The 13804-nt window shown below is 39.2% G+C and carries 11 protein-coding genes and 1 pseudogene; 1 reads left to right on the top strand and 11 read right to left on the bottom strand.

Features of this window, described 5'->3' with window-relative positions; all coding sequences use genetic code 11:
* Positions 1–8 precede the first annotated feature (8 nt).
* The 3 genes and pseudogenes from ESZ48_RS14475 to ESZ48_RS19810 form a co-directional block, all read right to left on the bottom strand.
* A complete protein-coding gene (locus ESZ48_RS14475) occupies positions 9–1718 on the bottom strand; it encodes a glycoside hydrolase family 26 protein (protein WP_129018218.1) in 1710 nt (569 codons plus the stop codon).
* A gap of 55 nt (positions 1719–1773) precedes the next feature.
* The gene (locus tag ESZ48_RS14470; protein ID WP_190246276.1) at positions 1774–4218 is read right to left on the bottom strand and encodes an LTA synthase family protein; all 2445 of its coding nucleotides are present in this window, start codon (positions 4216–4218) and stop codon (positions 1774–1776) included.
* Positions 4219–4954: 736 nt separating this feature from the next.
* Positions 4955–5137 (bottom strand): annotated as a pseudogene (locus ESZ48_RS19810) (DUF1398 family protein); the annotation flags it as partial.
* A gap of 803 nt (positions 5138–5940) precedes the next feature.
* On the opposite strand from ESZ48_RS19810, the gene ESZ48_RS14460 reads away from it, so the two are divergent.
* Positions 5941–7650, top strand: a complete 1710-nt coding sequence (locus tag ESZ48_RS14460; RefSeq protein WP_129018215.1) for a 3-ketosteroid-delta-1-dehydrogenase — start codon at positions 5941–5943, stop codon at positions 7648–7650.
* A gap of 119 nt (positions 7651–7769) precedes the next feature.
* Here the strand turns inward: ESZ48_RS14460 and ESZ48_RS14455 are convergent, their stop codons facing one another.
* From ESZ48_RS14455 to ESZ48_RS14420, 8 genes are all read right to left on the bottom strand, one after another.
* Positions 7770–8417 (bottom strand): TIGR02117 family protein, encoded by a 648-nt coding sequence (locus ESZ48_RS14455; RefSeq protein WP_129018214.1) that lies wholly within the window; start codon positions 8415–8417, stop codon positions 7770–7772.
* A 111-nt stretch (positions 8418–8528) separates the two neighbouring features.
* Positions 8529–8762, bottom strand: a complete 234-nt coding sequence (locus ESZ48_RS14450) for a hypothetical protein (RefSeq protein ID WP_129018213.1) — start codon at positions 8760–8762, stop codon at positions 8529–8531.
* A gap of 142 nt (positions 8763–8904) precedes the next feature.
* Positions 8905–9183 carry a DUF1398 family protein gene (locus tag ESZ48_RS14445; RefSeq protein WP_129018212.1) on the bottom strand — a complete coding sequence of 93 codons (279 nt, stop codon included), beginning with the start codon at positions 9181–9183 and terminating at the stop codon, positions 8905–8907.
* A 65-nt stretch (positions 9184–9248) separates the two neighbouring features.
* Positions 9249–10652, bottom strand: coding sequence for a S41 family peptidase (locus ESZ48_RS14440; RefSeq protein WP_223266464.1), 1404 nt, complete (start codon positions 10650–10652; stop codon positions 9249–9251).
* A gap of 169 nt (positions 10653–10821) precedes the next feature.
* Complete coding sequence (locus tag ESZ48_RS14435) at positions 10822–11595, bottom strand: AraC family transcriptional regulator (protein ID WP_129018210.1); 774 nt, start codon at positions 11593–11595, stop codon at positions 10822–10824.
* 106 nt (positions 11596–11701) lie between these two features.
* Positions 11702–12436, bottom strand: a complete 735-nt coding sequence (locus ESZ48_RS14430; protein WP_129018209.1) for a CPBP family intramembrane glutamic endopeptidase — start codon at positions 12434–12436, stop codon at positions 11702–11704.
* A gap of 180 nt (positions 12437–12616) precedes the next feature.
* On the bottom strand, positions 12617–13054 hold the full coding sequence (locus tag ESZ48_RS14425; RefSeq protein ID WP_129018208.1) for a hypothetical protein: 438 nt from the start codon (positions 13052–13054) through the stop codon (positions 12617–12619).
* A gap of 182 nt (positions 13055–13236) precedes the next feature.
* Positions 13237–13725 carry a hypothetical protein gene (locus ESZ48_RS14420; protein ID WP_129018207.1) on the bottom strand — a complete coding sequence of 163 codons (489 nt, stop codon included), beginning with the start codon at positions 13723–13725 and terminating at the stop codon, positions 13237–13239.
* Positions 13726–13804: the final 79 nt, after the last annotated feature.

The following is a 13804-nucleotide window of genomic DNA, read 5'->3' as shown; positions in this document are numbered from 1 at the left end:
CGTTCCCTTTATTCTTTTTCTAAAACTTCAATAAACCGATTAAACGATGCTTTGGAAATACTCCAATCTGGTGGCTTTATTTCACCCCAGGCTTTTGGTGTATCGGACATATTGAAATAGTTCACACCAATGATCTGTTTATGGTCTCGGATTACTTCGGCAGCATCTTCCAACCACTTTGTTTGGAATTCTTCAGGTCCTTTAACTCCAAATTCGGTTATGAAAATAGGTTTATCGATAAATCGCATCCGTTTATTTTTGCGTTCAAAGATGGTCTTAAAGGTCTCTTGTTTTTTAGGATCGGTGATGTTTTTGTCAGGCAAACCGTAGATGGCAATACTGATATATTCAACAACATCATTACCGGGCCACCACTCAATGGAGCCTCGATCGCCTGCAGGACCCCAAACACGTGCGATGTGTGGGGGCAAGGGCTCCATAAAGGTCATGAAGTAACGAAAGGATTTAATATAATCTATGGGATTTTGACTTTGCCAAGGGTAACGGGTGATGGGAATTTCCATTTCATGGGCATACCGTAAATACACCTTTCTGTTCGTGCTGGAAATAACGGTGTACAGCTGTTTGATTTGCTGATCGTAAGCACCATTGCTCACCTGCCGAAGGACATCTAAATCGGTTTCCCCATTAGGATTCCGGAAGGGTTCAAAAGTCACAATAATATCATGGCCGCGTTTTTCTACAGCCTGAAAACTTTTTTGGAACGCCCCACTGTCAAGATTACTGAAATCGGCAAAAAGATGTTCTACGGTTACCTCTTTTTCGTCGTTCAAAAGAGATTGTGGATCGTAAAGTCCTATAGCAATGGGGCTTGATGGATGGTTATCAGAATCCCGTGGGGCGCGTTGGTAATTCTCATCAGAATAGATATTGTCCCGATTTTCATGAATGTGTTTGCCTAATTCGGCAAGAGCAGTCGCTGTCAGAGAATCTTTTGCAGTTTGTCGGGAACCCAAAACATATATTGGTTTATTCATAAATCTTAGGCGGTGTACCCGTCGCATCAAATCGTACTCGATTGAATAATCTTTTGGATAGACCTTAAGCAGCTTTTCAGAGTCACTTTTAAGGCTAATGGTTGCAACGTCCACATAATCGTCACCTGGGTAAAATTCCATGGCTCCAGGATAGGAGGCGGGTCCCCAGACTATTTTGGCTTGCGGAGCATATGTCTTGCATACCTTGAAAAAGTGTTGAAAGGCTTCAATATATCCACTTTTTTGTTGCCATTGATAGAGTCTTGTAGGGACTTCCATTTCAGGATTGAATCTAATGTACACATGGGGTCGGTTGCCAATCACTTTTGTACACAAATTTTCAATAGCACGGTCATAAGAACCGTCTTGTACGTCAGCTAAAGGGTTATTGTAATAGGAAAAAAGTTTGGTCTCATGGGTTTCGACAGTGATCATAACTGGAATATCCTCCGGAATTCGCGATATCATCTCATTATTCAGGTCCCATTTGTTGCTGTCATATATTTTTAAGGTGAAATGCGGGAACGTATTTACTTTTCGCGTGGGCAGATTGTTTGTGAGCGAAACTTCCGCCAATAGGGGGGCGTCGGTATTAATTTCCAGCGAATTGTTTTTAAACGTGGCAAGCAAATGTTGATCCAAATTATAACGAATAACTGTATAACTCAAAAGCAAAAGTACACCACCCAGCGACAGGATATAGAGGAAAGCTTTCTTCATAATGGTTTGGTAAACGTTTTATTAGATTTGCCCATCTCGAATTTAAAATAATTAGTTACTGATCCGCTTGTAAAAGGTCCGTCATAAACTTGTCTTGAAATTGTACCCATGAGGCTACTTTACTTCTTGCTTTTATAATTGCGGCCTCCATCTCATTATGGTAAAGATTATGGAGCTCTTTAGGATCATTTTTTAAGTTATAAACTTGAACCGTGTTCTCCGTTTCATTAAATATATATTTTAAATCGCCATTCCTGTATCCAAAAAGATAGTCTGACCAGGGAGCAAAAAAATAGGCTTCATTAGAGGTCGAGCTTAACAAATTTCGACCTTGCCATATTTCAGGAACTGCCATCCCCAACATGGGAAGCACTGTGGTTGCCAAATCTTTCATTCCTGCAATATCTTTTATACGCTCGCCGTTGAACAAAGTGTGGTTGATCAAATAAAGTGGCACCTTTAAGTTTTCTTCATAGATACCAGTGCCATGGCCGTATTGTGAGTGCTGACCAAAGGCTTCGCCATGGTCCCCAGTTACCACTACCAGTGTACTTGAGGCTAAACCTTTGTCTTCTAAAAACTGCATGACCGCTCCTACCAGTTCGTCGTTACGCTTTAAACAATTTAAATACCTATTGAAACTTAGATTTGAAACGCCAAAATCCTGTTCTTCATCTTCAAAAAAATAGGGATAATGGCCTTGAACGGTCCAGAGCATGGAAAAGAAGTTTTGGTTGGGATCCTCATCGATCCAAGTTGAGAAGCGATCGGCTAAACATAAATCGTTGATGCCATTGCCTTCTTTATAAGAGGTATCCGCCAATTGAAAATGGTCCTCACAGGTGATCTTCGAGAAATCTTCAACAAGGTCAAATCCCCGATGTGCCAAATAGGTGTCGCAATTTTGAAAGCGAAGGTCTGCCGAGGTGAAGAACGAGGTTCTATAACCTTCCTCTTTAAGACGTGATGACATTGTAGGGTGATTGATTTCAGGGTGTTCTTGGGTGATGCTCTTAAAAGATAGATCTGGGTACATAGAGGCAAGCATAGAAACAAGCGAAAAATTAGTTGCCGGACTGTGGGCATACATTTGATCAAAAATTAAGGCCTGTTCTGCATATTTATTGAGATTGGGACTTAATCCAAAGCGTCCACCATAAGCATCGAAATATTCCGCCCCAGCCGATTCGAGCACGATAACTACTACGTTTTTGACTCCATGTTCGTTGGAGATCCTCGGCTTTTCTAGAAGTGTGCTCTTGGCGGGGTCAAAAGCTTCCTCTTCTGTAGTCAGGTCTAAAGTAAAAAAGGAAGCCTTTGAATTGGCCGTGAACATCGACTGAACAAAAGCGGTAATGGCGTTTTGTGATTGGCCTTTAGACCAAGATACTTGGGTTTCACTTGCAAACCAAACCAAGCTTATCAGACCTAATCCAAGGAAAGAAAAGATGGTGTATTTTACGTGTTTTTTACTCTTCAAAAGCTGATAGGCGATATATAAAAGTCGTGCCAGTAGTAAGAGGGATACGCCATAGGCTATTAAGTTAAGAACAATGCCAACAGAGATGTTTTCTTTAAAAGCCGTCTTGGCTTCATCACTGCCTAAAAAGTCCGAATAATATAGCCATTGATAGGTAAAGGGTTTTCCTAATAAAATGATATTGGTAATATTTACGAACGCAGCAATTGTTACGCCCACAGCCAGTATAATAAATATGAGGCGAAGACTATTTTTGATTTTTATAGGATTAGTCAGTAAAGTAGCAAGACCAAAAATAAGGGTGATAGTGGCCACAAAAGTGAAATCACTAAAACTTCCCCTCACGAGATCAATTATAAGTTTTGGGTTATTAAGGTAATTTGTGGGGTTCAACCCCAGAATTTCAGAACGTGCCAAAGCTAGTAGCAATAGTAAACTTAATCCAATAAAAAGGATGCTCTCAAATGGTGTGGGTGACTTTAGAATTTCGACCCTTCTTTTTTGTAAGACATACCACAGAAAATATAAAACCATGAGAAAGGCCAATAACAACCATCCTTTGGAAATCAGTCGCGAAGCCGATTTTGTTTGCATGGCAACATAATGGGCTTGTTTGATAATTGGGGTGTCGTCCGTTACGAGTTGGCGTCCACGAGATTTCAAGTCCCAATGATCTATATAATGGCCTTGTTTGTTTTTGGTGCTCCAGAAATCGTAGTTGATATGGGTAGTTGCAGGCACCTTTAACTTTACTTTAAACCCTTCTTCCGATGCTTGCATGGGGGTGTATAACAGTCCATCGGTAAGCTTGCTGTGGTCATTGAGGGTTAGAAGCTCGCTCAATTCAATCCCCTCAATTTGCCAAACTAAATAGACGTTACCTGATTCCGGAGCCAAGTAATTGAATTCCTTTTCTATAAGGGTATAGCTACTTAAATTTGAACTGGAGTCCTTGCTGGTTAATCGATCTTGTGGAGGCGCACCATAGGCCAAAAGGTTTGCTGATAATATACAAATCACCAGAATCTTATTTAAAAGATCGGACATTTGAGTCACTGAAAATTTTGGATTTCTGTTAATTAGTAAGGGAAAAGTCCAACACGAACAGTTTTTAGGTGTTGGTATTTTTGTGGGATTTATTTTGTCTGTTAGAATTACCATGTGATTTGTTAAGCGGTGGAAGCAATTTGCTGATCTTTACAGATCAGTTAAATTTCTAAGTGCCAATCTACTAACTTTCTACAAACTTTTATATTAGAAATCCATATATTTTTGTTGTTCTAAATAGAATGATATAGAGCTTGTTTCTAACAGGATATTTTCGGTAATTTTTTCTCTAGCTTGGTATTTAGGCTCTTTGATGCTAAAGCTAACAGAGACAATACTGGCGTGTAGCACTAAAGATTTATCACAATCTTAAGGAACCAGTGTCCAAAAGTTATTAAAAGGAGTCCTGTCATTCCGATTAGGAAACCGCTTTTATAAAACGCTAAAAATAAGTTTCTTATGGCGGCGAGGGGAATAAAACCTTGTATAAATTATAATGGTCTTACAAAAAAGTCTTTTGCAAAATCCAAAAACTTAAACCTATTATTATTTACTTGGCAGGGCATAGGAAAACAGCTTATCGGTGTAACGAACCGACCAGCTGATCATCAAGCGGGATTTTTTTTGTGAGGGTGAAATAACAATGTTTAGATATCAATTATATTTATTTTGGAAGATTGGGCCATATTACAAAAAGAGGTCTAGAGTTTTATGCTAGAGGCACTTTTTCCACTACTATCTCATTTTGAACCTGATCATAATAGGTACAAGTCATTTTATCAAGATTCATAATCCACTTTTTAATTCCCTTTTCAGCACAATCTTTACAATATGTAAAATAGTTAGTTTGCCCTTGTTGATGGATTTTCAAATAGTGACGGAACTTATCTTTGTCACTTTTGTTGCGCTTCTAAATCCTGGGCTATTTCTTCGGCTTTTTTGTTTTCACAACTGGTTGCTATAAGTAAGCCGAATACTGCGTAGATAATTGGTTTTATTTTTTTAGTGAGTTTTAAATTTTTTGTTAATTTATTTCAGCCTTGTTTAGGTTTGGTTGCGTGCTATGTTGTTGAACAGTAGTTGTATGTGTACGATATCTGGAACATGTGCTGCCGTCTGCACTAGCCCATACGATTGTAATGTTTTATAAATATTTAGATTCGGTCTTGTTTTTTGTGGGCTCTAATGGTTAATCCCATCGCTATGATAATTAATAGACTTGATAAACTTGATACCCAAAATCCGGGGTCATATTTTTCCGATACTATAAAGTTCGAAATAATTAGAATTGCAATGGCACTAATTAGGATTAAGGGTAAGGTTTTTTTCATTTGTACTATTTTTTTCATCATGAGTAGAAAACACAGATCAATTTACATCAAGTGATTCTTCTATCTAAATCCTAAATTACCACCTTTTTACAAATTTCAGAATAAGGACAATGATCTATTTGTAAAACGCTTACAGTTTGCTCCTTGTCCGATTGAGAATCCTGAAACACAGACGACATCATTTTAAAAGTGAGCGCTAATCGCTTAGTGATTATAATTTCCCCTAAAATATTAGGAGTTGTTCAATGACTTATGTCATGGTGTGACTGACATTAATTCCGTAACTTGATTTTTCGGAGGCTCAGAACAGAAAATATATATTCTAACTGACCTCTGTTATTGGTTTAATAAGTAAAAAACATATATGAAGACATCTAATATTTCAGCAGAAGTGCTGGCGGCAAACACAACTGTGGACCTGCTTATTGTGGGCTCGGGAACGGGTATTTCTGCAGCCTTAGCCGGACATGAAAAGAATTTAAAAAGTTTAATTATAGAAAAGACGGAATACGTTGGTGGTTCCACGGCACTATCAGGAGGTGCTTTTTGGATTCCGGCCAACCCTGTGCTGACTGAGAATGGCTCGAAAGATACGCTTGAAAAGGGAGAGCAATATCTCAAGGCTGTTGTAGGCAATGATTCGCCACCAGAGCGATGGCAATCTTTTCTCAAGCATGGAAATGCCACCATTGAAATGCTTAGACGCACAACCCCAATGACCTTTTTTTGGGCGAAGGGCTATTCCGATTACCATCCGGAAGAGCCTGGAGGAGACGCCATGGGAAGAACTTGTGAGTGTCAACCCTTCGATCTCAAAAGACTGGGGAATGAGATTTCACGATTTAGACCAGGCCTGATGGCAGCCTCTTTGCCTATGCCTGTAACCGGCTATGATTATAAGTGGTTGAACTTGATGATGCGTAAGCCAGGAAAGGCTTTTCCCATTATCTTCAAAAGACTTTTTCAGGGTATAGGCGGTAAGATCGTTGGAAAAGACTTGGTGGCTGGAGGTCAGGCGATAGCGGCTGGGTTGTTTGCTGGAGCTATTAACAACAATATTCCCGTAGCAACCAATACAAAATTGGTAGAATTGCTGGTGGACGGCGATCGCGTTGTTGGCGCGGTAGTAGATCACGACGGCACAAAGAAAGAAATAAAAGTAACGCGTGGTGTTGTATTGGCTGCTGGTGGCTTTGACCACAATATGCCGATGCGACAAAAATACCAATCAGAATCTTTGGGCGATCACTATAGTTTTGGAGCAGAAGGAAATACCGGAGATGCCATCCAGCTTTCCCAAAAGATTGGAGCCGCTATCGATCTTATGAAGGAATCTTGGTGGTTCCCTGCCATTTCTCCGTTAAAGAAAGGAGAAAACCCTATGGTTCTTTTGGCGGAGCGTTCGCTGCCAGGGAGTTTTATGGTCAATGCCAAAGGCAAACGGTTTATTAATGAAGCGACGGATTATATGAGTTTTGGTCAAAAGCTCTTGGCCGATGAAAAAGAAGGAACGCCCATTGGAGATATGTGGTTGGTGTTTGACCAAACCTATCGCAATAGATATATTCTTGGGGGATCTGTTTTCCCAAGGGCTAAGCTGCCAAAAGAATGGTATGATGCCGGAATTGCTTTTTCAGCTGATTCTCCTGAAGAAATTGCAAAGTTAACAGGCTTACCTGCAAAGGAATTTAAATCAACTTTTGATAGGTTCAATGCCCTAGCAGAAACTGGTAAAGACGACGATTTCCAAAGAGGAGAAAGTGCTTATGATCGTTATTATGGCGATCCAACAGTGAAACCCAATCCGAATTTATTGGCGCTTAAAGGAAAATTATATGCCGTAAAGGTGGTCCTGTCCGATTTGGGAACTTGTGGTGGTCTGGTGGCAGATGAGCATGGCAGAGTTTTACGTGAAGATAAATCAGCTATAGAAGGGTTGTATGCCATAGGAAATACGGCCGCCAATATTTTTGGTAGAGTCTATCCGGGTGCAGGGGGAACCATCTGTCAGGGTCTGGTCTATGGGCATATCGTGGCGGAACATGCGGCGAGTTTATCACCGGTAGAGGCGTAAACTGTCAAATGGCAAACTCGTGCCTCGTAGATTTGCCTCGAGAATATGAATTGTATAATTAGGTTAGGGATGCGGTCAATCGTGTCCCTAACCCATTTATAATCCAGGCATTAAAGCCGTCATTCATACTTACGAATGAGCCCAAAATCAAACGGTGTCCAAAGACAAGCCTTTAGGCCACTTTCCTTAAAACCGGTATTCACCCAAGTGTTACACGTATTAAAGATGGTGTAGTTTCCATGGGCTTTATAGAAATCGTCCGATTGTGTATACCCTTGATCAATGAGCATTTTTTTAAATCCGTGGCTATCTGTTTTAAAGCTATGGCGCACGTAGTTGTGGAGTTGTTTTAACTGTGTTTTGGAGAGTTTAATTTCAATCCAATCGGATTGTTTCACACGATGCATGGAAACGTGCATTAAGGTAGAACTTTGAACGAATAAGGCGCTAATCGCATTTCTGAAGGTGAGATCGCTCCAATTTGGGGTATGGATATAAAAGTTTTCTTCACCCCAACCAAAAGACAAATAAGAATCTTCGTCAAAGTATTTTAGGTCTCTAAGCAAAGCAGGATCTATTTGGGCAATAGGAAGAACAATATTTAAATGGACGCCATTGGTATTAAGATAAATCGTTTCGATATTGCTGTCATTTTGATGGCTCTTATTTACAGTAATAGATGTGAGGAGCAATGACATGATGAGATATGACAAGGGCAAGAGCAGAAGCACCAAACTCCACTTTACTATCCGCGTTAAATATCTCATTTGGTTGGTCAATTAGTGAACTTCCGGAAAGCCAGTGGCAACTTGAGTTATCAATCCTCTCTTTTATATTTTTTAGAATTCGCAACGATTAATAAGAGTGGAATGCCAATTCTAAATAGAAATCGGCTTCTTAAGGAAAACCCATACCAACTGCCTTTGTATTCCCGATTGGGTTTTCAACTTCTCAGTTCTTGGTGCCAAAAGTGCCGTAAGACCACCGGAAATCATGGCTTTATAGGCGCCACCTAAATCTTCAAAGAAAAGATTCATTAAGGTTGAGATGATAAGGAAAATAATGATGAAAGCGGAAAAACTTAAGATCCTGAATTTCGTTAGTTTATTCATTCTACTCGATTATTAGAGGTTAACGGTCTGTATCAATGCCACTGACTTGCCCAATACATGACGACAAAGTAAATACAGCCTAAACATAGTCACTTTCTCCAAACTTACCAGTGGTTTCATAATTTTTTTGACTTCTAAAACGTTAAAACATTGCCTTATTTTTAAAGAAATTAGACGATGGTTTATGCGGTAGGTGACGGAACCTATCTTTGTCGCTTTTGTTGGCTATGGTCATAGCATCATATTGTGGTTTGGGTGTTGCTTGGAATCCGTTTTTTCCAAAATAAATTGTATGACTGTCAGTAACGCAAGTATCAAATGCAGTTACACCAAGTCCTTTAATCTCCTGGATGTATTTTGGAAATTCAGCGCCTGATTTAATTTTGCCGTGCGCCAATTCTATGTCTTCTAGTGTAAACATCGTTTATGCTCGATCATATACACCGTTGCGAGACACGGGCGGAACCGCCCTCGCCAGCATTGTCTTTATTCAGTAATCAATTCTATGGCAAACTCCTTTTTGGCGTTTTTCATATATAAATAAGCTTCCCAACTTTGAGGCACTTTAAAATCAGGCATGACACCCCGTCCTTTGATTTCGGGAGATACGTTCATTTGAAAGTGGACTGTAGGGATGTCTACTTCAACTTTTGAATACGGTAATGTAATTGTTTCAGAATAGCCGCTGACGTTCCCTTCGTAGGTCCCACCTGTTTCTTCCCCAATAAATACGGCTCTGTCCGTCATCTTCATAAGACTTGCAAATTCAGCGCCTCCGGAAAAGGTAGCCCCGCTGATCAGGACATAAACTTTTCCACTGTAAATCAATTCAGGGTCTGGCTTTTCATAATAAAGATCAGAGTAGTAATCCGTGAACAATGTATATTCTCCTCTTTTGGCAATGGTGTCGCCAATAGCCCAGTCATCCTCTATATAGCCGTGCTTGTGCTTGTTTTTATGGTAAGGTTTCTGTAACATCGTCACTTGTTTGTACTTTTGAATGACTTCCTTTGACAGATAACTAAAAAGTAGCGTTTCAGTACCCTCAGTGCCACCGCCATTGGCTTGAACATCTAAAATGAGATGCTTGATGTTAAGGGAATCTATTTTCTTGAAACTCGTTTGGAAAAAGTCCTTGTGATTACTATCGTCCCTACTGAAACTGGGCACACTTAAATAGGCTATAGAATCATTGATGGCTTCGAATTTGAATTCCTGATAATCAAAATGTTTAGACTTGAACTTCGCATTTTTGTTTTTAAACGTGGTGAATCTAATGGGAGGAATACTTATCTTTTTAATAGCGTTACTCCCAAATTCCTGAACTTGAAGTTCGAGCTTTTTTTCCTTGCCATACACCAATCGGTAGAGCAAAGAAAAGTGAAGGCCGCCAACCCATTCATGTTTGGAGGTTTCATTAAAACCATCGGTGGGAATCAGAGGGTACAATTGTTCGAGGATCTCAGGTATGGTTTTGTCATTAATCGCGATTAACTTTACCCCATTCGTAATGCCGTTAATGTCCTTTCCAAAATTCTGTGTAACGATGAGGTCTTGGTCGCATAACTTCACCGCCAACGGCAGGAATGACTTTGAGATTCCTATTTTAAACATGGTCCAATTTGGGAGTGCAATGGACGTATGGCCTTCATTGGTGAGCCCAATAACGTACCGTAACTTTTTATAGAACTCCAATCGTGTCATTGGGTTTTGCAGGGTTTGTCGGATACTGTCAATCTCTCGATCCGTTTGCTGTACGCCAACATATTGGTAAAGCCCTTGATGCTGTAGTTGTAGTTCTTCTATTAAATAATCGAAATCTTCATGGAGTTTTTTCGAACTTATTTTCTTTTGCGCATTGACAGTGGTGAAACAGAATATGGCAATCACTAGCAAAAACACCTTTAGTATGATCTTCTGGTGGTGCCTTTTTTCAAAGGATTTGTAAGTTGCCCTTGAGAAAGGAAGAAGCGAAAAGGAAGTAACGGTGTGCATTTACATCTAAGATTTCAACAAAGGTAAGGGGAAGCTATAAGAGGCACTTGTAGAATATTGGCAATTACGGGATGTCGATCAGTCTGGTTTGATAGGCTTTGGGTGAAATCCCAATATACCGTTTAAACGTATTGGAGAAATGTGCCATATCAGTGAAATTATAATGATAGGCCAATTCCGTGAGGTTCGAATCTGCGACAATCATTTGCTTGCACGAGAAAATCTTTTTCATCAGGATGTAGTTCATTGGGGTCAGTCCAGTTGCCGATTTAAAGTTTTTAATGAATCCAAATTTGTTGATATGAGCCATCTGGGACAATTCTTCCAGGCAAAAACTATCAGTAATATGATTTTCGATATACGTGTTGATTTGTTTAAAATTACTGAAGTCCATTTCCAAAGGTTCGTTCTCGCTTTCTTCCGAATGCTGTTTTAAGGTTTTCACAAACTGGGATAGGTACGACACAATCGCTTTAGGATTTCTGAGGTCCATTGCTTTTTTTAAGTCCAGGAACAATTGGTTGGCCTGAGGACTGTTTATTTTTCGATTGACAAACCGGATGTTTTTTCCTTTTGTCACATGTTTCATAAGGTCATTCGATACGTAAAGCGTGTCAAATGCCAGTTGCGAATTTTTATCCAGTAACGGATTGGAATGTATTTCATAAGGATTGGTAATGGAGATGCTACCCGATTCACTAAAAAGGCTCCGATTGTCAAAATCAATCTGTTCAATACCTTTGTGAATCAGTGAAATACAAAACGTTTCGTGAAAATGTTTTGGAAATTCGGTGGTTTGGTTGGTGATACTGATGTATTCTAAATTATCAAATAGCATGGGTATGTTTTCGATGGATCTGTAAATGGGATATAAGGTAAATATACAGCTTTCTTTATAAGTGCTCAGCAGCACTTAAAACAAGACTTTAATGCGCTATTGAACTTTAACTATCGTTCCCATAATACGGGTTGGACGTTGGAACAAATGCCGTTTTATCCTTAAGATCATATTTCATAATCAAAATTGCACTGATGCTGCTTATGGCAACAATTATCAATTTTAGATTCAATTCAATGCCCTGCAGCAGTTCACTCTGTAAAATATTAAAGAACGCGTGAAATAAAGCTACAAATATCAAGGATTTTGATCTGTCGGCAACATAGCCAATCCCGAAACTGCCTGCGAAAAGCATTAGGAAAAATAGGCCGTTGCTCAACGTCAATTGAAAATTCAAATGCCAAACAAACCATAATATTGTAATTATTACATACTTGAGGATTTTATTTAATTCACTTAATTCTGTTTGCAAATAGTTTCGCCATCCGTATTCCTCGAATAAGGCATAGATTACGATAAGTGCTATATATTTTGGGGCATTCAAGTAGAGTTGTCCTGTATTCAGAATTCCAACTAACGAAAATAGGACAATAGGAATACTGACCGCTAAAAGTGTTTTTGAAAATCCGATACCGAACAATTTTAATCCGCTTGGTCTTTTCAGAAATTTTATAACAAAAAGCCCACCCAAGAGAGGACCGATGCCTTGCAATAAGACATGGATATAAAGATTTGAATGTATAAAGAAGTCAGGTTTAATTACAGTGATGTAATATCTTAATCCTATGGCACTAACGTAAAATATCGCGATTGCTGTAATTCTTTTGGCTGAATTGGTCATCTTTTAAAGTTTTACCCAAAACAAACTGTTTTATTCTAGTCGGTCAATTTGATTGCTCCCAACTGTTGTTTTGTGGGATGGGTTGTTTGGAACCTTCAGAAAACGGTCTTACAAGTAATGTTTTAAGCTGAAGCAGTGAGGTAGGGTCGCTCGCATCATCCTCAATAGGTAAAAGCCTGCTTATTCCGATTTGTAAAGTTCGGGGGTGATCGCAATTTCCATGGCAAACGCGCCATTTTTATCGTAATATTTATAGTCCATGGTAATCTTATTATCCCGATAAATCTTTAATTCCGGACTGGTTTTTATATTCTCAATGAGGCTTGGGCGGACATATTTGTTGACGGTATCTAAATTAACTTCAGACTTTTCGATTTCCAAAAGAGTATAGTAATAAATAAAGTTGGTCTTGCCTATGCTCCCCATGCTGTCCAATCTCAACGACTGGTCTAATTGCATCGGACCCTGAGTGTTGAAGTCCGAGGCAACCGTTTTTAATTCTGATGCCACATCCGATTTAAAAAACTGCTGCACCGCATAAAATGTGATCGCAAAAGTGATAGCCCCCACGATGATTCCCACCGTTTTACCTTTCTTTTTTTCTTTGTTCTGTTCCATTACTAATGATGATTTGAAGATGTTTTTTTATTGGTTCACAAGTTTATTTAAAGTCCGAATCCCTCAGAAGTATAATGCTGGTATAAAGTCCGTTGAAGACCAATAATTCCGATCCCCAATAAAAAAACTGCGTTCTGTTTTCTTTCACATTCTTAAATTATGAGATGCCTTATTATTGGTAGTCAGAATTTTGATTTTGTTACACCACTATTTCTATCAAATTCAGAATCGTAATATCCAAAACGGACGGTCGCTCTATGAAATATAAATTGGGTCGCGGTTTCTGTAAATTCAATAGTATCGAAGAAAATGGTATAACTTATCTTCTTGACTCCCGTATTTACTGGTCCAGAAAATATAGGATTTTCCCGGTCATGACCTGCATAGACCATACTGCCAAAATATTCATAAGTTTCATTGCCCTCCTCCAATCGCGTGCTTATGATGGCATGTGGACCATTACTGGGATGTGTTTTAGTATAGGGCTCGAATCCGAGAAATGTAAAGGTCAACCCCGGACGATCCTTGAAAGTGAAACAATCGTTTGGTTCCACCACAAAGGTTTCTAGGAAGTTTTTTTCGAGGCAAACCGAAACTTCCTCTTGAGTATCATCACTTTTTGAACATCCTAGAGTTAGTAACAGGATAAGTAGGTAAGCTGTTTTTTTCATTGTTTTTTTACTGGTTATTGGGCACAATTGCTGTCAATAGGGATTTATTCATTTATTGATTTTTCTGACTCTTGCTACA

The organism is Gelidibacter gilvus (genome assembly GCF_004115975.1).
In the GTDB taxonomy this organism is placed as follows: domain Bacteria; phylum Bacteroidota; class Bacteroidia; order Flavobacteriales; family Flavobacteriaceae; genus Gelidibacter; species Gelidibacter gilvus.
The sequence above is the reverse complement of the archived record's forward strand: the minus strand, read 5'-3'. Positions and strand labels throughout refer to the sequence as shown.

Coding starts and splice junctions, on each gene's coding strand:
- ESZ48_RS14475 (WP_129018218.1), bottom strand. CDS start 1,718: ATGAAGAAAGCTTTCCTCTATATCCTGTCGCTGGGTGGTGTACTTTTG.
- ESZ48_RS14460 (WP_129018215.1), top strand. CDS start 5,941: ATGAAGACATCTAATATTTCAGCAGAAGTGCTGGCGGCAAACACAACT.
- ESZ48_RS14455 (WP_129018214.1), bottom strand. CDS start 8,417: ATGAGATATTTAACGCGGATAGTAAAGTGGAGTTTGGTGCTTCTGCTC.
- ESZ48_RS14450 (WP_129018213.1), bottom strand. CDS start 8,762: ATGAATAAACTAACGAAATTCAGGATCTTAAGTTTTTCCGCTTTCATC.
- ESZ48_RS14445 (WP_129018212.1), bottom strand. CDS start 9,183: ATGTTTACACTAGAAGACATAGAATTGGCGCACGGCAAAATTAAATCA.
- ESZ48_RS14435 (WP_129018210.1), bottom strand. CDS start 11,595: ATGCTATTTGATAATTTAGAATACATCAGTATCACCAACCAAACCACC.
- ESZ48_RS14430 (WP_129018209.1), bottom strand. CDS start 12,436: ATGACCAATTCAGCCAAAAGAATTACAGCAATCGCGATATTTTACGTT.
- ESZ48_RS14425 (WP_129018208.1), bottom strand. CDS start 13,054: ATGGAACAGAACAAAGAAAAAAAGAAAGGTAAAACGGTGGGAATCATC.
- ESZ48_RS14420 (WP_129018207.1), bottom strand. CDS start 13,725: ATGAAAAAAACAGCTTACCTACTTATCCTGTTACTAACTCTAGGATGT.